This is a genomic window from Cupriavidus sp. FW305-46 (assembly GCF_058787075.1).
In genome coordinates, this window is sequence record NZ_JBYSZI010000058.1 from 1 (window position 1) to 24,085 (window position 24,085).

At 68.7% G+C, this 24,085-nt stretch carries 17 protein-coding genes; 6 read left to right on the forward strand and 11 right to left on the reverse strand.

Annotation, left to right across the window (positions count from 1 at the left end; translation table 11 throughout):
- Window positions 1-326 precede the first annotated feature (326 nt).
- A complete protein-coding gene (locus AC3WON_RS24440; RefSeq protein WP_492317548.1) occupies window positions 327-1,466 on the reverse strand; it encodes an HPP family protein in 1,140 nt (379 codons plus the stop codon).
- A gap of 177 nt (window positions 1,467-1,643) precedes the next feature.
- Window positions 1,644-2,063 (reverse strand): Lrp/AsnC family transcriptional regulator, encoded by a 420-nt coding sequence (locus AC3WON_RS24445; RefSeq protein WP_010813068.1) that lies wholly within the window; start codon window positions 2,061-2,063, stop codon window positions 1,644-1,646.
- Between the two features lie 164 nt (window positions 2,064-2,227).
- Between AC3WON_RS24445 and AC3WON_RS24450 the strand changes: the two genes are divergently transcribed.
- A complete protein-coding gene (locus tag AC3WON_RS24450) occupies window positions 2,228-3,106 on the forward strand; it encodes a dimethylarginine dimethylaminohydrolase family protein (RefSeq protein WP_492317547.1) in 879 nt (292 codons plus the stop codon).
- Window positions 3,107-3,128: 22 nt separating this feature from the next.
- On the forward strand, window positions 3,129-4,214 hold the full coding sequence (ocd, locus tag AC3WON_RS24455; RefSeq protein WP_492317546.1) for an ornithine cyclodeaminase: 1,086 nt from the start codon (window positions 3,129-3,131) through the stop codon (window positions 4,212-4,214).
- Window positions 4,215-4,260: 46 nt separating this feature from the next.
- Here the strand turns inward: ocd and AC3WON_RS24460 are convergent, their stop codons facing one another.
- From AC3WON_RS24460 to AC3WON_RS24495, 8 genes are all read right to left on the reverse strand, one after another.
- Window positions 4,261-4,857 carry a helix-turn-helix domain-containing protein gene (locus tag AC3WON_RS24460; protein ID WP_492317545.1) on the reverse strand — a complete coding sequence of 199 codons (597 nt, stop codon included), beginning with the start codon at window positions 4,855-4,857 and terminating at the stop codon, window positions 4,261-4,263.
- 481 nt (window positions 4,858-5,338) lie between these two features.
- Window positions 5,339-6,658 carry a sigma-54-dependent transcriptional regulator gene (locus AC3WON_RS24465; RefSeq protein ID WP_010813064.1) on the reverse strand — a complete coding sequence of 440 codons (1,320 nt, stop codon included), beginning with the start codon at window positions 6,656-6,658 and terminating at the stop codon, window positions 5,339-5,341.
- Window positions 6,648-8,597, reverse strand: coding sequence for a sensor histidine kinase (locus AC3WON_RS24470; protein WP_492317542.1), 1,950 nt, complete (start codon window positions 8,595-8,597; stop codon window positions 6,648-6,650). The genes AC3WON_RS24465 and AC3WON_RS24470 overlap by 11 nt, the downstream gene beginning before the upstream one ends.
- 166 nt (window positions 8,598-8,763) lie before the next feature.
- Window positions 8,764-10,074 carry a dicarboxylate/amino acid:cation symporter gene (locus AC3WON_RS24475; RefSeq protein ID WP_492317541.1) on the reverse strand — a complete coding sequence of 437 codons (1,311 nt, stop codon included), beginning with the start codon at window positions 10,072-10,074 and terminating at the stop codon, window positions 8,764-8,766.
- A 619-nt stretch (window positions 10,075-10,693) separates the two neighbouring features.
- The gene (locus AC3WON_RS24480) at window positions 10,694-11,992 is read right to left on the reverse strand and encodes an MFS transporter (RefSeq protein ID WP_492317540.1); all 1,299 of its coding nucleotides are present in this window, start codon (window positions 11,990-11,992) and stop codon (window positions 10,694-10,696) included.
- A gap of 82 nt (window positions 11,993-12,074) precedes the next feature.
- Entirely contained in the window at window positions 12,075-13,769 is a 1,695-nt protein-coding gene (gene hutU, locus AC3WON_RS24485) for a urocanate hydratase (RefSeq protein WP_492352907.1), read from the reverse strand.
- A 189-nt stretch (window positions 13,770-13,958) separates the two neighbouring features.
- Complete coding sequence (gene hutC, locus AC3WON_RS24490; RefSeq protein WP_492317538.1) at window positions 13,959-14,705, reverse strand: histidine utilization transcriptional repressor HutC; 747 nt, start codon at window positions 14,703-14,705, stop codon at window positions 13,959-13,961.
- A gap of 47 nt (window positions 14,706-14,752) precedes the next feature.
- Window positions 14,753-18,136, reverse strand: coding sequence for a diguanylate cyclase (locus tag AC3WON_RS24495; protein ID WP_492352908.1), 3,384 nt, complete (start codon window positions 18,134-18,136; stop codon window positions 14,753-14,755).
- 341 nt (window positions 18,137-18,477) lie between these two features.
- On the opposite strand from AC3WON_RS24495, the gene AC3WON_RS24500 reads away from it, so the two are divergent.
- Window positions 18,478-18,876 (forward strand): nuclear transport factor 2 family protein, encoded by a 399-nt coding sequence (locus AC3WON_RS24500; protein WP_492317536.1) that lies wholly within the window; start codon window positions 18,478-18,480, stop codon window positions 18,874-18,876.
- 99 nt (window positions 18,877-18,975) lie between these two features.
- Window positions 18,976-19,863 (forward strand): c-type cytochrome, encoded by an 888-nt coding sequence (locus AC3WON_RS24505; RefSeq protein WP_035821948.1) that lies wholly within the window; start codon window positions 18,976-18,978, stop codon window positions 19,861-19,863.
- A gap of 9 nt (window positions 19,864-19,872) precedes the next feature.
- On the opposite strand, the gene AC3WON_RS24510 is transcribed toward AC3WON_RS24505, so the two are convergent.
- Window positions 19,873-20,961, reverse strand: a complete 1,089-nt coding sequence (locus tag AC3WON_RS24510) for an acyltransferase family protein (protein WP_492317687.1) — start codon at window positions 20,959-20,961, stop codon at window positions 19,873-19,875.
- A gap of 327 nt (window positions 20,962-21,288) precedes the next feature.
- On the opposite strand from AC3WON_RS24510, the gene AC3WON_RS24515 reads away from it, so the two are divergent.
- Both AC3WON_RS24515 and AC3WON_RS24520 read left to right on the forward strand, forming a co-directional pair.
- Window positions 21,289-21,753, forward strand: coding sequence for a (2Fe-2S)-binding protein (locus tag AC3WON_RS24515; protein WP_010813052.1), 465 nt, complete (start codon window positions 21,289-21,291; stop codon window positions 21,751-21,753).
- Between the two features lie 16 nt (window positions 21,754-21,769).
- Window positions 21,770-24,028, forward strand: a complete 2,259-nt coding sequence (locus tag AC3WON_RS24520; RefSeq protein ID WP_492352909.1) for a xanthine dehydrogenase family protein molybdopterin-binding subunit — start codon at window positions 21,770-21,772, stop codon at window positions 24,026-24,028.
- Window positions 24,029-24,085 lie beyond the last annotated feature (57 nt).

The following is a 24,085-nucleotide window of genomic DNA, read 5'->3' on the forward strand; positions in this document are numbered from 1 at the left end:
TAGCCGGCGAGTCACTTTTTGTCCGAGCGACAAAAAGTAACCAAAAAACGCGTCGCCTGTGCGGCTGGCAATCCATTCCACGGTGTTGGTGGTTCGAGCGGTGGTGCTTGCCGTTTGGGCGTGGTTGCCCGTTCGACCCTGCTACGCCATGTGAGTGTGGGGCAGTGCCTGCGTTAACCCACTATTGAACGATCCCCATGCAGGGCGTAGGCCGCCTGCTGCCAGCCGCATCGCGGGGACGCCTACGGCTGCTGCGCGGGTCCAAAATGCGCCGTCGCGCACTGGGCGCTTGTGCGTAGCGCAGCCGAACGCGTTGATGCGTACTCTCAATCCGGCACCGCCATCACCCCGCTCTTGAGCAGTGCAGCCACCAGATCGGACTGCGTCACCATCCCCACCACGCGCCGGTGGTCGTCGATCACTGGCGCGTGGTGCAGGCCGCCATCCGAGAACGCCTGGGCCAACTCCACCATCGGCTGCTCGGGTCGGGCGGTGACGACGGCGCGTGTCATCAGGTCCCGCACGGTACCAGCCAGCCGCCGCGCACCGGTATCACGCTGCGCCGCAAAAAAATCGCTTTGGGTGATGATGCCCACCAGCCGCCGGGTGGCGTCCACCACCGGCAGGGCCTTGATACGGTGCCGCGACAGCAGGTGCCCGGCCTCATGCGCAGGCTGGTCCGCGGTCACCATGACTACGTCGCGCGACATGATCTCGCCGCACAGCACGTTGCCGAAGTGGCGCCGGTAGGCGCGCAACTGCGCGGCCACCAGGATCTGTTCGAGGTCGTCTTCTTCGATATCCAGAAATTCGCCGCGCACCTTCAGCGCGGCATCGAGGTCGGCGCGGGTGACGCCCACGCGCTGGGATGGCGGCACGTCCTTGGTCCCGTGCTGCATGGCCGGCTCGGGCGGGCGGTGCGGGTAGCGCCGCCGCGACAGGTTGTTGAAGGCCAGCGCCATCATCAGCAGCAGCATCGAATTGAACAGCACGGGCACGGCAACGAAGCCGAAGCCCAGCGCACTGACCGCCGGCCCGCCGAATACGGCGGTGATGGCCACCGCGCCGCTGGGTGGGTGCACGCAGTGGAACTGGAACATCAGGGCGATGGAGACGGCCACGGCGACCGCTGCGGCCAGGCCAGGGTCCGGGATCCAGCGCGCGCACGCCACGCCGACCACCGCGGCAATCAGGTTGCCGCCAATCACTGACCAGGGCTGTGCCAGCGGCGATGACGGCACCGCGAACAGCAGCACCGCGCAGGCCCCCATCGGCGCGACAAACCAGGGGTTGAAGCCGCCCAGGGTCTGGTGGCTGATCCATTCAGTGCAGAGCAGGCCCAGCAGGGCGCCCAGGCAACTTTTGAGGCGCTCCTTGCGGCTGGCGGCAACGGGTAGCGGAACGAATGTGCGCAGCCATGCACGGGCATTCTGCGCCAGGGCAGAGACAGCGGGGGCGGTTGGCATTCTTGTGACGGGGGGCGCTTTGGAATGGTGCGCGTAATATATCACGGGGTGATATATTTGGCCGCCTTTGGTGCAATGCACCCCAATCGTGGGGCGTGATGCACCGCACAAGCGCATGGCGGCGCCGGGCGTGGCGCCCCTGCCGGTGGGGTAGCGCCGGGACCTGGGCGGGTCCCTTTACTTGTAGGTCGACAGCAGGATGCTGGTCTCGGTGGCGCTGATGCCGTCGATCAGCCGGATCCGGTCCAGCGCGCGGTCGAACGCTTCCAGTGTGTCGGCGCGCAGTTCGGCAATGATGTCCCAGCGGCCGTTGGTGGTATGCAGGGCCTGCACATTGGGCTCGCCGCGCAGCGCCTGCAGCACGGTGCGGGCCTTGTTGCCTTCCACGGCAATCGTCATCCAGGCGCGGATCCGGTGTGCTTCGGCCTCGGGCCGCAGGCGCACCGTGTAGCCAACGATCACCCCTTCCTGTTCCAGTTTGTCGATGCGGTTCTGCACGGTCGCGCGCGACACGCGCAGCGCCTGCGCCAGCGCCGTGACCGGCATGCGCGCGTTGTCGCGCAGGAGGGAAATCAGCTGGTGGTCGGTGGCATCCATATGGGTGGGCAAACAATCTTTTCAAAGCGCCAGCGTAGGCTGACATTTTGATAAATGCCTCGCGCAAATTGCACAAGTTGCTGGCTATTAGTTAACACCAGCTTGCCCGAGAATTCAATCGACCGATTGATTTCCCGAAACCTGCCATCAAAAAAGGAGCCCCCGTGACCCACTCCCCCACGATCCTGCTGGTCGAGCCGACCTTCTACGATGTGTCGTACAGCATCAATCCGTGGATGGACCCGGCTGCCTGGGCGCGCGACCCGCGTGGCATGCACCGCAGCGCGATGCAGTCGTTCGACGCGCTGCGCGAGGCGCTGGGCCGGGCCGGCTTTGCGGTCGAGGTGGCCCCCGGCGCACCGGGGCTGCCCGACATGGTGTTCCCGGCCAACGCCGCGGTGGTGCTCGATGGCCGCGCGCTGCTGGCGCGATTCCGTTACCCGCAACGCCGTGGTGAAGAAGCGCCGTTCGCCGACATCTTCGGCAAGCTGCGCGAACGCGGCCTGCTCGACGAAGTCGCGCTGCTGCCCGAGGGCTGCTTCCAGGAAGGCGCGGGCGACTGCATCTGGGATGCCGGCCGCGGCCACTTCTGGGCCGGGTTCGGTCCGCGCTCGTCGCATGAGGCGGCCGTGGCGGTGTCGAACTACTTCGGCAAGGACGTGGTGGCGCTGGAGCTGGCCACCGAGCAGAGCTACCACCTGGACGTCTGCTTCTGCCCGCTTTCCGGCGGCGAGGTGCTGTACTACCCGCCAGCCTTCAGCGAAGCGGCGTTGCGCGAGCTGCGCGCGCGCGTGCCGGCGCGGCTGCGCATCGAGGCCAGCGCCGACGACCTGCGCCACTTCAGCGTCAATGCCGTCAATCTCGACGACCAGGTGGTGATGACCCGCACCACGCCGCACCTGCGCACCGAGCTGGGCCGGCGCGGCTACCAGCTGCATGAGGTCGACCTGTCGCCCTTCATGCTGTCCGGCGGCGGCGCCTATTGCATGACGCTGCGCCTGGATCGCCGCAGCGGGCGTGGCGTGGCCGCGGCGGCGGCCTGAGCAGACCATCAAGGAGAGGGTCATGAAGAACACCGCCCGATCATTGTTTCTCGATGCCACGGACGTCGCCCGGCTGGTGGCCTTGATCGGCCCGCAGGCCGCCATCGTCGACCTGGCCGGGCAGGTCCGGCAGGCCTTCCTGCGCTGGCACGACTTCGACAAGTCCGCACGGCTGGCGAGCCATTCCGCGCGTGGCGTGATCGAGCTGATGCCGGTCAGCGACGGCATCCAGTATGCGTTCAAGTATGTGAACGGCCATCCGCGCAATGCGCAGCATGGCATGCCGACGGTGATGGCCTGTGGCTTGCTGGCCGAAGTGGAAACCGGCTTCCCGCTGATGCTGGCCGACCTGACGCTGGCCACGGCGCTGCGCACCGCGGCCACGTCGGCGCTGGCGGCGCGCGCCATGGCGCCGCCCGGTGCGGCGACCATGGCGCTGATCGGCAACGGCGCGCAGGCCGAGTTCCAGGTGCTGGCCTTCCAGGCGATGCTGGGCGTGCGCGAGATCGCCGCCTATGACATCGATCCCGCCGCCACCACACGGCTGATGCGCAACCTTGGTGGCGTACCCGGACTTTCGATCCGGCGTGCCGAATCGATCGAGGCCGCGCTGGCCGGGGCGGACATTGTCTCCACGGTCACCGCCGACAAGACTCGCGCCACCATCCTCGCGCCGGAAATGGTGCGGCCCGGCATGCACCTGAATGCGGTGGGCGGCGACTGCCCCGGCAAGACTGAACTGCACCCCGATATCCTGCGCCGCGCGCGCATCGTGGTGGAGTACGAAGACCAGACGCGCATCGAAGGCGAGATCCAGCAGTTGCCGCCCGACGCGCCGGTGACCGAGCTGTGGCAGGTGCTGGCCGGCCACGCGCCCGGCCGCGCGGCGGCGGACGAGGTGACCGTGTTCGATTCGGTCGGGTTTGCGCTGGAAGACTACGCCGCGCTGCGCTGGCTCTACGCCGCAGCGCAGGCGCACCGGGCGGGCAGGGCGGTTGAGCTGGTGGCGATGCCGCCGGATCCGCGCAACCTGTACGGCTGGATGATGGCGCAGGCCGACGGCGACGAAGCCGGGCTGGCAACGCCCCGGCAGGCGGCAGTGGCCTGAGGCTGCAGGCGATGCCGGGGCCGGCATGGCCCCGGTGCAGCCGTGCTCAGGCGGCGCGGCCCATCATCAGCTGGGCGCGCAGGAAGCCCTTGACCTCTTCCAGTGACGGCGTCTTCAGGAACACCATGATGCCCCAGTGCTGCAGGGCATCGGCCACGCCTTCATAGGCCTGGCGGTTGGTGATCACGGCAAAGATCACGTGCTGGCTGGCAAAGAAATTCTGCAGCTTCTCGATGGTGGCCGACTCGGCGTCGTTCAGTTCGTCGACGTAGTACAGCACCACGCGCGGATGCTCGCTGACCGAGGTGATGACGGTGTCCAGCACATCGTCGACCACCACGCTCTTGAGCGGCAGCCCCCATTTGGCAAGCTGGCCGTGGATGCGCTGCGCTTCCTGGTGGTTGGGGTGGAACACCACCAGGTCCAGGCCGTGCGGCGACGCCGATTCCGGCCCGATGCGCGTCGCCAGCAGGCGGTGCACGGTTTCCTTGTGGATGCGCCGATGGCCGCCGTTGGTCTTCCAGGCGCCAAGTTCGCCGCGCTCGACCATCTTCTGGACGGTGCCCAGAGAGACGTTAAGCAGTTTTGCCGCTGTACGCGTGCTGTAATAAGGCTTTTCAGCCAGTGCCGGATCCAGTTTCATCCCATCACCCGTGGTCCTGAAGGCAGTCGCGCCGGGACGGCGCCCGCGGCGCCAGGCACATGCGCCGCGCGCTTGTCACTGCCAATGGTTGACTGACCCTGTGTCCTGGCCCGCTCCCCCGCCGGCCGGACGGCTTTCTTTATAAATTTGTTGTTTCTTTCATTTCCAGCCGATCAGCGACTTTCTGGACGTATTGAAGATCTCAGACTCGGATCTGCTGGAAGCCAATAATATGCCGCAAACGCCAATCCATCTGTAAGAAAAAACATAAATCCATCGCGTATTGGTTGTTTAACGCACATTGGTGCTTGCAGGCAGACACGACAGTAACGGAGACATTGTCCTGCGCAGGTGGTTCCCCGGGGTTCGACGCAGCGTCTGAAGCATCCGCTGAATACAGCGGGCGCTTCAGAGTCCTGTCGTGACATGACAGATTGCGCGGCATGGCCGGCGCGACTGTCCCCGATTCACCGGCCACGCTTCAAAGCCCGTACTTGCGCACCTTGTCGAACAGCGTGGTCTTCGCCACGCCCAGGGCTTCGCTGGCGCGGCTCAGGTTGCCGTCGTGGCGGCGCATGGCATCGGCAATCAGTGCGCGCTCGAATTGCTCGACTGCCTGCGCCAGCGGCAGGGCTTCTGGCGCGGTGGTGCCGTGGCCGGGGTTGCAGCCCAGCCCCAGCACATGGCGCTCGGCCAGGTTGCGCAGCTCGCGCACATTGCCGGGCCATGGGTAGGCTACCAGCGCGGCCAGCTCGGCCGGGGTCGCGGGCACAGCCTCGCGGTTGAAGCGCAACGCGGCCTGCGCGACGAAATGCTCGAACAAAGCCGGCACGTCTTCGCGCCGCTCGCGCAGCGGCGGCAACTCCAGCGTGATCACGTTCAGGCGGTAGTACAGGTCGGCGCGGAACTGGCCGGCATCGGAGAGCGCACGCAGGTCGGCCTTGGTGGCGGCCACCACGCGCGTGTTGACCGGCACCGGCTGGTTGGAGCCAAGCCGTTCCACCACGCGTTCCTGCAGCACCCGCAGCAGCTTGATCTGCAGCGGCATCGGCATGCTCTCGATCTCGTCGAGAAACAGCGTGCCGCCTTCGGCGTGCTCGATCTTGCCGATGCGGCGGCGCGCGGCACCGGTGAACGAGCCGGCTTCATGGCCGAAGATCTCGCTCTCGAACAGCTGCTCTGGCAGGCCGCCGCAGTTGATGGCAACAAAGTTGCGCGCGTGGCGCTGGCTGGCCTCATGCAGGCAGCGCGCCACCAGTTCCTTGCCGGTGCCGGTCTCGCCGTGGATCAGCACATTGGCGTCGGTGCCGGCCAGGTCGGCGATCAGGCGGCGCAGCCGCTCGACCGTGGGCGAATGGCCGATCAGGTGGGCTTCCAGCTTCTGGCGGCCCGCCAGCCGTTCTCGCAGTTCTGACACTTCCAGCGCAAGCCGGCGTTGCTCCAGCGCGCGGCGCGTGGCGTCCACCAGCTGCTCGGGCGAGAACGGCTTTTCCAGGAAGTCGTAGGCGCCTTGCTTCATCGCCTGCACCGCCAGCCCCACGTCGCCGTGGCCGGTGATCATGATCACCGGCAGGGCCGGGTCGCGCTCGCGCAGTTGCGCGAGCAGCGCCATGCCGTCCTGGCCCGGCAGGCGAATGTCGCTGACGACCACGCCGGCATAGCCCGGCCCGGCCTCGCGCAGCGCGGCCTCGGCGCTGCCCACGCCGCGCGTGGCAATGCCCTCCAGGCGCAGCGCCTGCTCGCAGCCCAGGCGCACGTCGGCATCGTCCTCGACGATCAGTACGGTCAGGTCAGCCGGCATGCTTTGCGTCCTGTGGGTTGGCGTCGTGCGCCGCCAGCGGCAGCACCAGCGTGAAGCAGGCGCCGCCGTCCGGGTGGTTGGCGGCGGACAGGCTACCGCCGTTTTCATTGAGGATGCCGGCCGACAGCGTGAGGCCGAGCCCCAGCCCTTGCCCGGCGGGCTTGGTGGTGAAGAAGGGCTCGAACAGCCGTGCGAAGGCTTCCTCGGACAAGCCGGCGCCGTTGTCGCGCACGGTCAGGTGGACCATGGCGCCCGCCACGTGCGCATGCAGCGCAATGCGTGGCGCGGACTGGCCGGCAACGGCATCGAGCGCGTTGCCGAGCAGGTTCACCAGCACCTGTTCGAGGCGGTTGGGATCGCACACCACTGCCAGCGTTGGATCGATATCGCGCTGCAGCGCCGGTTGGACCGCGTCCACTCGCGTCTGCAGCAGGAACAATGCGTTGTCCACCGCTTCGGCCAGCCTGGCCTGGCGGCGGCCGTTGCCGGACTTGCGTGCAAACGACTTGAGCGCGCCGGTGATGCGGCCCATGCGCTCGACCAGCCCGATGATGGTGTCGAGGTTGGCGCGCACGGTGGCGTAGTCGCCGCGCTCGAGGAACTTGCCGGTATTGCCTGAGATGGTGCGCAGCGCCGCCAGCGGCTGGTTCAGCTCATGCGCGATGCCGGTCGACATCTGGCCCACGGCGGCCAGCTTGCCTGCCTGCAGCAGCCCGTCCTGGGCCTGGCGCAGCACGGTCTCGGCACGGATGCGTTCGGCCACCTCGGCCTGCAGGCGCTGGTTGGAGGTGGACAGGTCGGCGGTGCGATCGGCCACCTTGCGCTCCAGCTCGCTGTTTGCCGCCTCCAGCGCGGCGCGCGCCGCCAGGCGCTCGTTGACGATGCGCCGGCGCACGTTCCACGCCGCCCCCAGCAGCAGCACGAAGGCGCTCAGCACGCCGGCCAGCGCCGCCGTGTTGAGCGCGGCCACGCGTGCCTGCGAGGTATTGGTCAGCAGCGTCAGCTGCCAGTCGGTGCCGGGCAGCGCGGCATGCTGCGCCAGCATCGGCGGGCCGCTGCGCAGTCGCACCAGTTCGTCGCTGCTGCTGCCGTTGCCGTTGTTCAGCTTGCGCACCAGGGTCAGCGGCAGTTGCGGCAGCGGGGCGCGGTTGTACTGCAGGCTGCGCGTCAGGCGCTCGCGCGCCTCGGGTGACAGGGGGCGCAGCGCGGCCAGCTTCCACGACGGGTCCGAGGCCAGGATCACCACGCCGTTCTCGTCGGTCAGCAGCATCTGGCTGTCCGCGCCCTGCCAGCGGTTCTCCAGCGGCTCCAGGCCGATCTTGACCACCGCCACGCCGACCGGGTTGTCGCGCTCGCCCAGCGGCGCCGACAGGTAGTAGCCCGATTCGCTGCGGGTGGTGCCCACGCCGTAGAAGCGGCCCAGCTGGCCGTCCATGGCCGCCTGGAAGTAAGGGCGGAAACTCAGCGCTTCGCCCAGGTAGCTGTCCGGGCGCTGCCAGTTGCTGCTGGCCAGCACCTTGCCGTGCGCATCCAGCACATAGATCACGCGCGTGCCGGCGCGCGTATTGAGGGCGCTCAGGTAGTCATTGGCGCGTGCCGCGCGGGCGGCGTCGTCCGGGCGCAGCAGCAGCGCGGCGATGCGCTCGTCCAGCGACAGCAGGCCGGGCACGTAGTCGTAGTGGGCCAGCTCGCTTTCCAGTGCCTGCGTGTACAGCCGCAACTGCACCTGGCCGCGTTCGGCCTGTCGCGCCAGCGCGGTGTCGTAGCTGTAGCGGTAGCCGAGCGAGCCCGCCAGGCCCACCAGCATGGCCAGCGCCAGCAGCGCGAGCAGCGGCGCAAGGCCGCGCAGGCCGTGGGGCAGGCGCGAGCCGGTGGGTGCGGCGGACGCAGGTGCGGTGGCGCGGGTGGTATCGCCGGGAGGGTGTAGCGGACCGGTCATCAGGTGTTGGGTGAGGCAGGTGGCAAAGCCGCCGCGCGGGCAAGACGGGCAGGGGCCGGCGCGGGTGCCTACTTTTACCACACCAGGGGGGCAGTGCCGCGCCAGAATGCAAAAAGGCCCGGTTGCCGTATCGGCAACCGGGCCCTGGCACGCCTGGCGGACGGTATTACTTGCCCGCGAGGACCTGGGCAGGTGCCAGGCCGGTGGTGGTATCCGCGGCGGGTTCATCCTCCTCGGACGGTACCGGCGCGCCGATGGCGCCTTCGCTTTTGGCGACGACGGCGGTGGCAATTGCATTGCCGAGCACATTGGTCACGGTGCGACCCATGTCGAGTACGTGGTCGATGCCCAGCACCAGCAGGATGCCGGCCTCCGGCAGGCCGAACATCGGCAGCACGGCGGCGACCACCACCAGCGAGGCGCGCGGCACGCCGGCGATGCCCTTGCTGGTGACAAGCAGGACCAGCAGCATGGTGATCTGCTGGGTCAGCGACAGCTCGATGCCATACACCTGCGCCACGAACAGCGCGGCAAACGAGGTGTACATGATCGAGCCGTCCAGGTTGAACGAGTAGCCCAGCGGCAGCACGAAGTTGGTGATGCGCTCCTTGACGCCGAAACGGGTCAGCTGGTCGATCACCTTCGGGTAGGCCGATTCGCTGCTGGCGGTGGCGAAGCCGATCATCAGCGGCGCGCGCATCTGCTTGAGCAGGCGGAACACGTCACGGCCCAGGAAGAAGTAGCCGCCGGCGATCAGCGCCACCCACAGCAGCGCCAGCGCCAGGTACAGGCTGCCAATCAGCTTCGCGTACACGACCAGCACGCCCAGGCCCTGCGCGGTGATCACCGCCGCGATCGCGCCGAACACGCCCACCGGGGCAAACGCCATCACGTAGTTGGTGACCTTCAGCATCACCGTGGCGAGGCCTTCGATGCCTTGCAGCACGGGCTTGCCCACGCCGTCCTTGACCGTGCCCAGCGCAAAGCCGAAGAACAGCGAGAACACCACGATCTGCAGGATTTCGTTGTGCGCCATCGCCTCGACAAAGCTCTTGGGGAACATGTGGGCGATGAAGTCGCGCAGGTTCAGCGCGCCGGTCTTCAGGTTCGAGGCCGCGTCAGCCGGCGGCAGCGGCAGGTTCATGCCGTGGCCGGGTTCCAGCAGGTTGGCCATCACCAGCCCCAGCAGCAGCGAGGTGATCGAGGCGCCAATGAACCACATCATCGCCTTCAGGCCGATGCGGCCCACGGCGCGGCCATCGCCCATGCTGGCGATGCCGGCCACCAGCGTGGCGAACACCAGCGGGCCGATGATCATCTTGATCATCCGCAGGAATACGTCGGTCAGGATGGACAGGTGGTCCGCAATCGATTTGGCGGTGGCGGCGTCCGGCGCCATGTTGTGCGCGGCGGTGCCGACCAGCACGCCGAGCAGCATCGCAATGAAGATCAGGGTGGGCAGTCGATTCAGTTTCATCGTGGATCAGGCCTGTGCGTCCGTCTCCTGTGGCAGGGACGGGCGTCTGTGTATTGCGGGAAGGCTGGGCGGCGATGTCGGGGCGCCGGGCCGGCCTTGTCGTGGTTCAGCGCGGCAACAGGTGCCGTGGGTTCGCCGGGGTGGCGAAGGGGGTGCGCAAGGCGGGGTCGGTCATGTGTGTCCTCCTTTGTTTTTGGCATCGGCCGGGACGCCGGGCGGCGTGCCGGCATACCCGTCTGGCGCTGTAAGCGGCGGCCTATATTGCACGCGCCGTGCCAGCCCGAAAGGGCTGCAAGTGTTGTGCAACTTGTTGAATGCAAAGGAGAAAAAGATGTGATTCCGGCGCACGATTCGGGAATCCGGACCGGCATGCGAAAACGCCGTTCGGGAATCCGAACGGCGTTCTAGGTGTTAACCCGGGTTTTGGGGTGCCTGGCAGCGGGGAGGATGGGGCGTTTGCCGGCGTCACAGGGCTGGAAAAACCCGAGGGCCTTGCTTGATGTGGTTCCTGGCTAAACCACCCCTCACCCCGGCCCTCTACCCATGAGGGGAGAGGGAGAACACCTTGCTCAGGCTAGCTCGGGCGGCATTGGTGCACCCTTTGCAGGCGCCAGGGAACTCATTTCAGCCGCCGTCCCAGCGTTTCCGGCACCATTGCCAGGCCGATCAGCGATACCAGGCCACAGCCGATCACATACAGCGCGGGCGCATTGGCGTCACCGGTGACCTGGATCAGCCGGGTCGAAAAATACTGCGCAAAGCCGCCGAAGATCGCGATCGCCACGCAATACGCGATCGACAGCCCGGTGGCGCGCAGCCGCTGCGGCAGCACCTCGCTGACCAGCACCATCGAGGCCGGCGCGGTCATCGACATCGGCACCGACAGGCAGCCCACCACCAGCAGCAGGCGCGTCAGCGACGGCTCGGCGTTGATCAGCACGAAGGCCGGGTAGACCATTGCCAGCAGCGCCACGCGCGACCACAGCACCACGGTCTTGCGGCCGATGCGGTCAGCCAGCCAGCCCGCGAACGGCGACAGCACCACCTGCACCAGTGCCGCCACGCACGCGGCCCAGATGCCCAGCGACAGCGGCATCTTCAGCACGCTGACCGCGTAGTTGCTGAGGTAGTACACGACGATATAGGTCGAAGAGGCCAGGCCGATCATCAGCAGGATGCTGGCGATGATCTCGCGGCCATGGCGGCGCAGCAGCGGCCATTGCGCGGCGTGCTCGCCGTGGCGCACGGGCGCGGCGGTTTCTTCCAGCCGGCGGCGGATGATGAGGCCGACGGGAATCACCAGGATGCCGATCAGGAAGGCGAGGCGCCAGCCCCACGCTTCGAGGTCCGCCGGCGCCAGCACGTTGCTCAGCACCAGCCCGGTGATCGCGCCCAGCAGCGCCGCCAGCCCCTGGCTGAACGGCTGCCACGCGGTATAGAAGCCGCGCGTGCGGTCATCGGCGTATTCCAGCAGCAGCGCGGTCGATGCGCCCATTTCGCCGCCGATGGCAAAGCCCTGCACCAGCCGCGCCACCACCACCAGCACCGGCGCGAGGATGCCGATCTGCGCGTACGGCGGCGTCACCACGAAGATCAGCGAGCTCAGCCCCATCAGCCACAAGGTCAGCGCCACCGCCGGCTTGCGCCCGGCGCGGTCGGCGTACATGCCGATCAGCAGGCCGCCCAGCGGGCGCATCAGGAAGCCGACGCCAAAGGTGGCGAACGACATCAGCAGTTGCCCGGTAGGGTTGTCGACCGGGAAGTAGAGCCGGCCGATCAGCGTGGCAAAGAAGCTGTAAACGACGAAATCGTAGAACTCCAGGCCATTGCCGATGGTGATGGCGGCAATGGCGCGCGTGCGTGACAGTTGCGCCTGGGGCGCAGCGACCGCCACGCCGGCGGTGGTGTCGATGGACATGGGTGTCTCCGTAAAACGATAAGGCGCCGGCCGGGGCGCACGCGGCGGCCCGGCGGCAAAACGGCTCTTGCTGGCCGCGGGATCAGTCGCGCGATGCGTGGTTCAGCATCGGCAGGTCCAGGCCCTGCTCGCGCGCGCAGTCGACGGCGATCTCATAGCCGGCGTCGGCATGGCGCATCACGCCGGTGGCGGGGTCGTTGTGCAGCACGCGGGCGATGCGGGCGGCGGCTTCATCGGTGCCGTCGCACACGATCACTACGCCGGAATGCTGCGAGAAGCCCATGCCCACGCCGCCGCCATGGTGCAGCGAAACCCAGGTGGCGCCGCTGGCGGTGTTGAGCAGCGCGTTCAGCAGTGGCCAGTCGGACACGGCGTCGGACCCGTCCTGCATGGCCTCGGTTTCGCGGTTGGGGCTGGCGACCGAGCCCGAATCCAGGTGGTCGCGCCCGATCACGACCGGCGCCGACAGCTCGCCGCTGCGCACCATCTCGTTGAAGGCCAGGCCCAGCTTGGCGCGCAGGCCCAGACCCACCCAGCAGATCCGCGCCGGCAGGCCCTGGAAGCTGATGCGCTCGCGCGCCATGTCGAGCCAGCGGTGCAGGTGCTCGTCATCGGGGATCAGTTCCTTGACCTTGGCGTCGGTCTTGTAGATGTCCTGCGGGTCGCCCGACAGCGCGGCCCAGCGGAACGGGCCGATGCCGCGGCAGAACAGCGGGCGGATGTACGCGGGCACGAAGCCGGGGAAGTCGAAGGCATTGGCCACGCCTTCTTCCTTGGCCATCTGGCGGATATTGTTGCCGTAGTCGAAGGTCGGCACGCCCATCTGCTGGAACGCCAGCATGGCGCGCACATGCGCGGCCATCGAAGCCTTGGCGGCCTTGACCACTGCCGCCGGCTCGCGCTGCGCGCGCTCGCGGTATTCGTCCCAGCTCCAGCCGGCCGGCAGGTAGCCGTTGAGCGGGTCATGCGCGCTGGTCTGGTCGGTGACCATGTCCGGGCGCACGCCGCGGCGCACCAGTTCGGGCAGCACCTCGGCGGCGTTGGCGCACAACGCGATCGAGATCGCCTTGCCTTGCGAGGTGTAGCGGTCGATGCGGGCCAGTGCGTCGTCCAGATCGGTGGCCTGTTCGTCGACGTAGCGGGTCTTCAGGCGGAAATCGATGCGGCTTTGCTGGCATTCGATGTTGAGCGAACAGGCGCCGGCCAGCGTTGCGGCCAGCGGCTGCGCGCCGCCCATGCCGCCGAGGCCGGCGGTCAGCACCCAGCGCCCCTTCAGGTTGCCGCCGAAGTGCTGGCGGCCGGCCTCGACGAAGGTCTCATAGGTGCCCTGCACGATGCCCTGGCTGCCGATGTAGATCCAGCTGCCGGCGGTCATCTGGCCGTACATGGCCAGGCCCCTGGCGTCGAGTTCGTTGAAGTGTTCCCAGTTGGCCCAGTGCGGCACCAGGTTGGAGTTGGCGATCAGCACGCGTGGCGCGTCGCGATGGGTGCAGAACACGCCCACGGGCTTGCCCGACTGCACCAGCAGGGTCTGGTCGTCTTCCAGGCGGGTCAGCGCTTCCACGATGCGGTCATAGCATTCCCAGTTGCGGGCGGCGCGGCCGATGCCGCCATAGACCACCAGTTCCTTCGGGTTCTCCGCCACCTCAGGGTCGAGGTTGTTCATCAGCATGCGCAGCGGGGCTTCCGTGAGCCAGCTCTTGGCCGTCAGCGTGGTGCCGCGGGGAGCGCGGATTTCGGTGTCGCGGAAACGCGTGGTGGTGGTGGTCTTGGTCACGGGAACTCCTTCGGTCGTGCTGGTCTGGAACGCTCGCTTTTTCGGGCGATGCATAGGCATGTATATTCTTGTATATACAAGTACGTATAAATCGGGGTAATCCCGTAGGGCGGCCTGCGCCCGCACAGCGCTTTAATCACAAAATGATGTTGGAGTCCCTTGTGCCCTGGCGGGCGGCCAGTTCCGGGCCTAGGACGTGAACCGGCCTTCCAGGCGATGCAGCGAGCCGGGATGTACCAGCCGCACCGACGTCACGACCCGGCCCGCGGACCAGGTGCGGCGCCGGATCAGCAGGCACGGCTCGCCCCGCTGGATGGCCAGCAGCCCGCACTCTTCCGGCAGTGCCAGCACGGCCTCGACCACGTGCTCGCCTTCGGTCAGCGGTGCGATGCGGGACAGGTACTGGTAGGGGGTTTCGCTGGTGAAGTCCTGCGCCAGGTAGTCCGGTGCCACCGCGGCATTGACATAGCGGTCCTCCAGCTGGATCGCCACGTCGTCCTCATAATGCACGATCACGGAATGGAACACCCGCTCCTCCAGTGCCACCTCCAGTGCCGCGGCCTGTGCCGGGCCGGCGCGTTCCGCCTCCAGGCTAATGACCTGCGCGTGATGCCGGTGCCCGCGTGAAGCAATGTCTTCGGCAATATTGTTGACCGCATACAGCGCGGTCCGCCGCTTGGGTTCGGCGACGAAGGTGCCGACGCCCTGCAGCCGCACCAGCATGCCTTCCGCGGTCAGCTCGCGCAGCGCGCGATGCACGGTCATGCGGCTTACGCCCAGGGACTCGACCAATTCGGTCTCGGACGGCACGCGGTGATGCGGCGGCCAGCTGCCGTCAGCGATCCTGCTGCTGATGTGCTGCTTGACGCGCGCATAGAGCGGCGCCGGCATAGAGTCGGACACGAGCGACAACGGGTTCCCCTTGGGTGCGGCCATGCGGCCAATGCGACAGGCGCCGAATTTATCATGGCCCGGCACCCTGGCTACGATGCCTGCGCGTCACGCTGCCGGCATCCGGCCAGGAACACATCCAGTGCCACCGGCCGGCCGATCACATACCCCTGCGCATAGTCCACCCCGATCGCGCGCAGCGCATCGAGGGTGCGCTCATCCTCCACCCACTCCGCCACCGTGCGCACCCCCAGCCGGTGCCCGATGTCGTTGATCGAGCTGACGATCTCGCGGTCGACCGCGTTGTCGGCCAGTTGCCGGATAAAGCTGCCGTCGATCTTCAGGAAGTCCACCGGGAACTGCTTCAGGTAGGCGAACGAGGACAGGCCCGAGCCAAAGTCGTCCAGCGACACGGTGCAGCCGGCGCGCCGCATCTCTGTCACCAGCCGGTTGGCCGCGGCCATGTTGTTGATCAGCGCGGTTTCCGTGATCTCCAGCCGGATGCGGCTGGCGGGCAGCGCGCTGGCCTCCAGCTCGGCATGCAGGAAGGGCAGCAGGAAGGGCTCGCCGAGCGAGTTGGCGGACAGGTTGATCGATACCGACAGCCCGGGCACGGCGCCCAGGCGTTCGCCGTAGCCGCGCAGCACGTTGCGGATGACCCAGCGGTCGACGTGGCCCATCAGGTCGTAGCGCTCGGCGGCGGGAATGAAGGCACCGGGCATGATCAGATCGCCGTGCTCGTCGACCATGCGCACCAGGATCTCGATATGGCAGTGTTCGGCGCCGTCTTCGTTCTCCTCGGGCTGCAGTGCGCGGATCTCCTGCGCGAACAGGCGGAAGCGGTTGGCTTCAAGCGCCGAATGGATGCCGGCGGCGACTTCCAGCTCGCGGTGGTGGCGGCGCGCGTCGCTCTCGTCGCGGCGGTAGACCGAGACGCGGCTGCGGCCGGCGGCCTTGGCGGCGTAGCAGGCCACGTCGGCGCGGCTCATCAGTTCGCTGACCGGGGGCACGTCCAGGTCGATCGCGGCGATGCCGATGCTGGCGCCCATGTCGTACACGCGTCCTTCCCACGGGAAGCGGCGGCCGCGGATGGCGTCGATCACGCCCTGGCAGACCTGTTCGGCCTGGTCGACGGTGCAGTCCTTGAGCAGCAGCGCGAACTCGTCGCCGCCCAGGCGCGCCAGCACATCGTCGGGGCGCACGTGGTTGCGGATCATGTAGCCCAGTTCGCGCAGCAGCACGTCGCCGGCGCCGTGGCCGGCGGTGTCGTTGACGATCTTGAAGCGGTCCAGGTCGATGAAGCACAGCGCGGCGCGATGGCCGTGCAGCCGCGCCGCGTCGCAGGCTTCGCGCAGGCGCTTCTCGAACCAGGTGCGGTTGGGCAGGCCCGTGAGCGCATCGTGCATGGCCGAACGCGCCAGCTCGCGCTGCAGCGCGCGCGCGGTGGTGATGTCCTGGAACACCAGCACCGCGCCCAGTACCTCGCCGCGCGCGGTCAGCACGGGAGCGGCTGAGTCCTGCACGTCGTGGCGCTCGCCGGTCAGGCTCTGCAGCACGGCGCCGTCCTGCAGGTAGGCGGGCGCGAGCGTGCGCAGGCAGGCTTCGACCGGGCTTGGGATGGGGTCGCCGGTGGCTTCGTCGACGATGCGGAAGACCTGCTCCAGCGGCAGGCCGGTGGCGCCGGCCATGGTCCAGCCGGTCAGCTGTTCGGCGATCGGGTTCATGAAGGTCACGTGCATGGCCGCATCGGTGCAGATCACCGCATCGCCGATCGAGCGCAGCGTGATGTGCAGGCGTTCCTTCTCTTCGAACAGTGCCTCGGTCAGGCTCCGCTGCTCGGTGATGTCCCAGTTGGTGCCGACCAGGGCCTGCGCGGTGCCATCGTCGGTGCGCGTGACCATGGCCATCGCGCGTACGTGGCGCACGTTGCCGCCGGGGCGCGCGATGCGGTATTCGGTATCGAACGGCGCCTCGCCGCGGATGGCCTGGCGCATCTCGCCGCTGACGCGGCTGACGTCGTCCGGATGCAGCATCGCGATCCATTGCTCCACCACTGGCGTGCCGCCCGCGGGGTCGGTGCCGTGCAGCGCGTGCATGCGCGCGTCCCAGGTGACGCCGGCGCTGGTGAAGTCCCACTCCCAGATGCCCACGCCGCCGGCTTCGGCCGCCAGCTGGATGCGGCGCGACAGCCGTTCCAGCTCTTGCTGCGCCAGCTTGCGCGCGTGGATGTCTTCCACCTGGGTGATGAAGTGCTGCGGCTCGCCGGTCTGTTCGTCGCGCACCAGCGACACCGCCAGCAGAACCCAGCGGTAATGGCCGTCCTTATGGCGGTAGCGCTTTTCCAGGCGGTAGGACTCGATCTTGCCGGACAGCAGGTTGTCGACCTGGAGCAGGCCGCCGCTCAGGTCGTCGGGGTGGGTCAGTTGCTGGTAGCTCAGCTCGCGCAGCTCGGCCGCGCTGTAGCCCAGCAGCTCGGTCATGGCACGGTTCACCGTCTGCCAGCGGCCGTCCATGTCGACCAGCGCCATGCCGATGGCCGAGTGCTCCATGGCCTGGCGAAAACGCTTGTCGCTGCTGCGCAGGCTGGCGCGGCCGTGCCGGTTCTGCTCGGTCAGGTAGGCAATGCAGACCGGCAACACCATGATCACCGCCGCCGACAACGGCACTGCTTGATGGCGGTGCGCGAGCAGCATCAGCGCCTGCAGGCAAAGCGTGGCCACCAGCGTCAGCAGCGCGGTCGCAAACGGATTGCCGGCCAGCGCCACCAGCACCAGCGGCAGCGACATCGCGGCAAACGGGTCGTGGCCCTGCCACTGCGCAAAGGCGCCGATGGCCAGGCACAGCGCCAGCGCGCCCGCCTGCGGCGCCAGCACCGGCCGCGCGACGGCGGCGCGCACGCGCACCGCCGTCATCGACAACATCATCGGCAGCAACAGCGCCATGCCGAGCGCGTCGGCCTGCCACCAGGTCCACCAGACCGAGGCGAAGCTGGTGCCATGGGTCGTGGCGATGGCCATGGCCCCGGCGGTGGCCCCCAGTGCCGGCGCCAGGATGCCGCCCACCGCCAGCATCACCGCGAAGGCGGCCAGCGGACCGTGGCGCCCCAGGACGGCATGCCGGTCCAGCAGGCGCAGCAGCCCGAGCGCGAACAGCATCTCGGCCAGGTTGGCGCCGGTCAGCATCAGCGCGGTGGCGACGCTGTCGCCGGCCGCATAGTTGGCCAGCACGCTGGCGCCCAGCATGCCGGCCAGCAGCCACGGCCCCTCCGCGCGCGGCCGGTGCAGCAGCAGGCCCAGCCCGAAGGCGTTGGGCAGCCACACCGCCGCCACGGTACCGGGCAGCCGCGCCAGCCACAGCGCAGCCGCCGCCAGCACGAAATAGCCGGCGCCGGCCAGCAGCAAGGGCAGCCAGCGGCGCTGCGCGGCAGGATGGTCGTTGGCGGCCTGGTGGCTCGGCGGGGCCGTGTCGGGCGTCATGGACGAGAACGATGCAAAAAGGCGGTGCGTCTGGGTGGGAGGAGGCGGCTTGCCCGGCGCGCCCGGGCGGCACGGCCCCGGATGCGGGGACGGAATGCCGCCCAGCGTAGGGGCAATGTAGCGAGGATAAGGACGCGGCCATTGGCAGGACAGGGGGCAGGTTGGGGGCTATCTTGCCACTGGTGCTGGGGGCGATTTTTTGGTAGGGACCGTCAGGCATGCGGGTAAGCCAGTTCATAACCTCACGGGTAATCGCGCCGCGGCCCCGCCGCGCCCATCATGCAGCCATGGCCTGACCTCAGGCCGCTATACGGATTCCCAACCAAGACCAGGAGTACGCCATGTCTGCCGCCATCCAAGCCCAAGTCACTGCCGATCCCGCCACCCTTGCCGACCGCTACCTCGCCGCCTGGAACGAGACCGATGCCGCGCGCCGGCGCGAGCTGATCGCGCTGGCGTGGACGGAATCGGCAAGCTATGTCGATCCGCTGATGCGCGGCGACGGCCATGGTGGCATCGACGCGATGATCGCCGCGGTGCAGGCGAAGTTCCCCGGGTTCCGCTTTACCCGCGTGAGCCCGGTCGATGCGCACGGCGAGCATCTGCGCTTTACGTGGGAACTGGCCCCGGCGGGAGAGCCGGCGCTGGTGGTCGGCACCGACTTCGCCACGATTTCCGCCGATGGCCGGCTGGCGCGCATGACCGGCTTCATCGACCGGGCCCCGGCCGGGCTGGCCTGACCGCGGCGCGCGCCGCCGCTATGTGGCCTGCCCCACCGACAGCCCCCCGCCCACTCGCGGCAAGCTGCTGCATCCAGTGCGGCGGACAGGGGAAGGCAAATGGCGCGATTTCTGCGGGTGGCGGCGTGGGGGCTGGCCGGCACGGCTGTCGCCGTGGCCGTGGCGGCCTATGCCGCGGTATGGGTCGGCGAGCGCAAGGCGGCGCGCATTGTCGAGGTCAAGGTTTCACCCGTCGCCATCCGTGAAGACGCCGCCGGCATCGCCCTCGGCAAGTACCTGTTTGAATCGCGCGGCTGCATGGAATGCCACGGTGCCGGCGGCGGCGGCAAGCAGGTGATCGACGACCCCGGCGGCCTGCGCGTGCGCGCGCCGGACCTGACGCGCGCCAATCCGGACATTGCCGCCTACCAGCCGGTTGACTGGGTACGGAGCATCCGCCATGGCGTGGCGCCCTCGCACCGGCCGCTGCTGATCATGCCCAGCGAGGACTACAACCGCCTGAGCGACGAGGACCTGGGCGCGCTGGTGGGCTACCTGCGCAGCCTGCCGCCGGCGATGGGGGCGCCCGCGGAAATCCGCATGCCATGGCTGGTGCGGGCGCTGTACGGCGTGGGCATCGTGCAGGACGCGGCCGCCAAGATCGACCACAGCTTGCCGGTGCAGCCTGCAATGGTGCCGGCGTCCACGGCCAGGTACGGCGGCTACGTCGCCAATGCCTGCCTGGGATGTCACGGGCCGGACTTCCGCGGCGGCAAGATCCCGGGCGCGCCGCCCGACTGGCCGCCCGCGGCGGACCTGCGCCCCGTGCCGGGCGGTGCCATGTCGCGCTACGGCCAGGCTTCGGCCTTTATCGCGATGATGCGCAGCGGCAAGCGGCCCGATGGCACCGAAGTGAGCCGCGTGATGCCGTTCGATTCGTTCGGACGCATGAACGATACCGACCTGACCGCGCTCTATCTGTTCCTGGCCGGCATGCCGCAGCGCTGAGCGCGCGCGTCAGCGCCGCGCCAGCCGCCGGCCGGCGGCGATGCCGGGCAGCTCCACCCAGCGGTGCAGCAGCAGCGCCAGCGCCAGCGCCAGGCCGGCATCGATGACAAAGCGCAGCAGCTGCAGCGCGGTCTGGCCGGGCGCCAGTTCGGGCATCAGGCGCTTGACGCCCTCGATCACGGTGGGGTGCGTCAGATACAGCGCATACGACAGCTCGCCCAGCCAGACCAGTGCGCGCGGTACGCGCAGCACGCCGGCGTGCTCGGCCGCCACGGCGCCGGCCAGCAGCGCCGCCGCGGGCAGCCCGCGTCCGGCCAGGCTGAAATCGGGCCCGACCAGCGGCAGCGACAGCGCGAACGCGGCGCAACCGGTTGCCAGCATGCCCACGGCGATGGCCGGCGTCAGCAGGTGGCGCCAGCGCGCATAGGCCCATGCCAGTCCGCAGCCCAGCAGGAATTCCAGCACCAGCGGATTGCTGGCCATGGCCAGCCACGGCGTGGCGAACGGGTAGCCCTGCGCCGGATCGGCCGCCAGCGCGCCGAAGCGCCACCACGGCAGCACCAGCGTGGTCAACGCGAAGACCCCCAGCACCACCAGCAGCGCGCGCCGCCCGGCCAGCAGCAGGCCGAGCGCGAAGGCGGCGTAGAACGCCAGCTCATAGTTGAGCGACCAGCCCACGTACAGCGCCGGGTAGCCATAGTACGGCGCGTGGTCGGTTGCAGTCGGCAGGAAGGCCAGCGACGCCGCGAATACCGCCGGCGTGACCGGATTGAGCAGCAGCGCATGGATGGCCGACATGATCCAGTACGGCGGCGCCAGCCGGCAGCAGCGCCGGATCATGAAGCTGAGCGGGCGCTCAGGCTGGGGCCGGGCCAGCACCGCGACCCAGGCGATGATGAAGCCGCTGATGACAAAGAAGACGTCCACGCCGACATGGCCGCGCTTGATCACGTTGTCGGTCAGCCAGTTGAGCGCCGGCGCATCGGCGCCGCCCAGCGCCAGGCCGGAGTGGTAGACCACCACGAACGCGGCGGCCAGCCCGCGCAGGGCCTGGATGCTGTCGAGCCGCGCCACTGACGGGGACTGGGCCGCCGGCACGCGCGTGGCAGCGGTGGCGCGCGGGACCGGTGCCGCGGAGGCGCCGGAATAAGTGTGTTCTGGAATAGTCGATGGCACTGTTGCGGCGACAGAAATCGGAAAGCGAAGGGATTCATGAGGGACAGCCGCCACATGCCCAAAGTTCGTGCAAAACGGCTTCGGGGGCAGGGTAGTGCGCACGGTGTCCGGCAAGGTGACCGAAATTGCACTATCCTCATTTGTCCTTTGCGCCAGGCTGCGGCGCATGGGCAGTGCCCGCGCGCCGCACCGCGCCCGGCGGGGCACTGGAAAGAACCAGCGGGCAACGTACCCAAGGAGTGTCCCCCCATGACCACCCTCAATATCAACGTCAACGGCAAGACCCGTGAAGTCGACGTGGACCCGTCCACGCCGCTGCTGTGGGCGCTGCGTGACAACCTTGAAATGACCGGCACCAAGTTCGGCTGCGGCATGGCCGCATGCGGTGCCTGCACCGTGCACGTCAACGGCCAGGCTACGCGCAGCTGCGTGACGCCGGTATCCGCCGCTGCCGGCGCGCGCATCACCACCATCGAAGGCATTGGCACTGACAAGGTCGGGCGCGCCGTGATGGACGCCTGGCTCAAGCACGACGTGGCGCAATGCGGCTACTGCCAGAACGGCCAGGTGATGAGCGCCATCGGCCTGCTGCGCACCAAGCCGCGGCCCACCGACGCCGACATCGACCAGGCCATGGCCGGCAACCTGTGCCGCTGCGGCACGTACCAGCGCATCCGCGCGGCGATCAAAGACGCCGCCCGTGCGCTGGCCTGAGCGGGAGGAAACCAATATGCGTATCCGAGGCATCGAAGTCCTGGCAGGTGGCCAGGCCGGCGATAGCGGCGAAGCGCGCCCGAACACCGGCGTGGCCACGCTGGACCGCCGCAGTTTCCTGAAGCTGACCGGCCTCGCCGGCAGCGGCCTGGCGCTGGGCGTGGCCCCGCTGGCGCAGGCACAGGAGGGCGCCAAGCCCAAGGCGCCGCCGCCGGCGCCGCAGGCATTCCTGATCATCGCGCCGGACAACACCGTGACCGTGGCCGTGAACCGGCTCGAATTCGGCCAGGGCGTGCACACCGCATTGCCGATGGCGCTGGCCGAAGAGCTGGACGCCGACTGGCGCAACGTGCGCGCCACGCTGGCGCCGGCCGGCGATCCGTACAAGGACCCTGGCTTCGGCATGCAGATGACCGGCGGCTCCACCGCGCTGAACCACTCGTTCCAGCAGTACCGCGAACTGGGCGCGCGCGCCCGCGCGATGCTGGTGGCGGCGGCCGCGCAGCAATGGAAGGTCGATCCGGCCAGCTGCAAGGTGGAGCAGGGGGTGGTCACGTCCGGCAGCCACCGGGCCACCTTCGGCGAACTGGCGCCGGCGGCGATGGAGCTGCCCGTGCCGCAGCGGGTTACGCTGAAAGACCCGTCGCAGTTCCGCATCGTCGGCAAGCCCACGCCGCGGCTGGATGCGCGCGGCAAGATGGACGCGACCACGCCGTTCGGCATCGACACGCACCTGAAAGGCATGGTGGTGGCCGTGGTGGCGCGCCCGCCGCGCTTTGGCGGCAAGGTCAAGAGCTTCAGCGCCGACAAGGCGCGCGCGGTGCAGGGCGTGCGCGGCGTGCTGCAGGTGCCGGTTGACCGCGGCGGCAGCGGCGTGGCCGTGATTGCCAGCGGCTACTGGCCGGCCAAGATGGGCCGCGACGCGCTCGACATCCAGTGGGAAGACGCGGGCTCGAAGGTGTCGTCGCAGGCGCTCTTCGATGAATACGCAAAGCTGGCCGGCCAGCCCGGCATGGTGGCGCGCGCGGGGAGCGGGGATATCGGCTCGGCCATCAACGGTGCCGCGCGCAAGATCGAGGCCGATTTCCGCTTCCCGTACCTGGCGCACGCGCCGATGGAGCCGCTGAACTGCACGCTGCAGCCGGAAGTGGCCGGCGGCAAGGTGCAGTCGGTCAAGGTCTGGGTGGGCTCGCAGTTCCAGACCGTCGACCAGGCCGCGGTGGCGCGCACGCTGGGGCTGACGCCGGACAAGGTGGTGCTCAACACCATGATGGCCGGCGGCGGCTTCGGCCGGCGCGCGGTGCCGACCTCGGACTACATCGTCGAGGCGGCCAACGTGCTCAAGGCCTGGGTGGCCGCCGGCCACACCGAGCCGCTCAAGGTGGTGTGGAGCCGCGAGGACGATATCCGCGGCGGCTACTACCGCCCGCTGCACCTGCACCGCGCCCGCATCGGGCTGGACGCGCAGGGCAAGGTGGTGGGCTGGCAGCACACCATCGTCGGCCAGTCGATCCTGAAGGGCACGCCGTTCGAGCCCTTCATGGTCAAGAACGGCGTCGACGCCACCATGACCGAGGGCATCGTCGAGAACGACTACGACCTGCCGCTGCAGATGTCGGTGCACCACCCGCAGGTGGACGTGCCGGTGCTGTGGTGGCGCTCGGTGGGCAACACCCACACCGCCTTCGTCAAGGAAACGCTGGCCGACGAGATGGCCGCCGCCGCGAAGCAGGACCCGGTGGCATTCCGCCTGGCCCGGCTCGACGAGAAGAAGCACGCGCGCCACCGCGCCGCGCTGCAGCTCGCCGTGGACAAGTCCAGCTATGGCAAGCGCAAGCTGCCCAAGGGCCATGCCTGGGGCGTGGCCGTGCACGAGTCGTTCAACACCGTGGTGGCGTATGTGGTCGACGTTTCGGTGGTGAAGGGCGAGCCGCGCGTGCATCGCGTCACCGCCGGCGTGCATGCCAACCGCGTGGTCAACCCGATGTCCGCCGAGGCCCAGATCCAGGGTTCCTGCGTGTTCGGGCTGGCCATGACCAGGCCGGGGTTTGCCATCGAGATCGAGAACGGCGCCGTGAAGAACAGCAACTTCGCGGACTATCCGCCGCCGCGCATCACCGATGCGCCGGTGGTGGACGTGTTCTTCGTGCCCTCGCAGGAGAACCCCACCGGCCTGGGCGAGCCGGGCGTGCCGCCAATCGCGCCGGCGGTGGCCAATGCGCTGTTCACGCTGACCGGCAAGCGCCAACGCCAACTGCCCTTCGTGATGGCTTGATGGTGTGATGGCAGCCAGCCGCCGAAGGGGAGGTGCAGCCGCACCGCGCATCCCCCG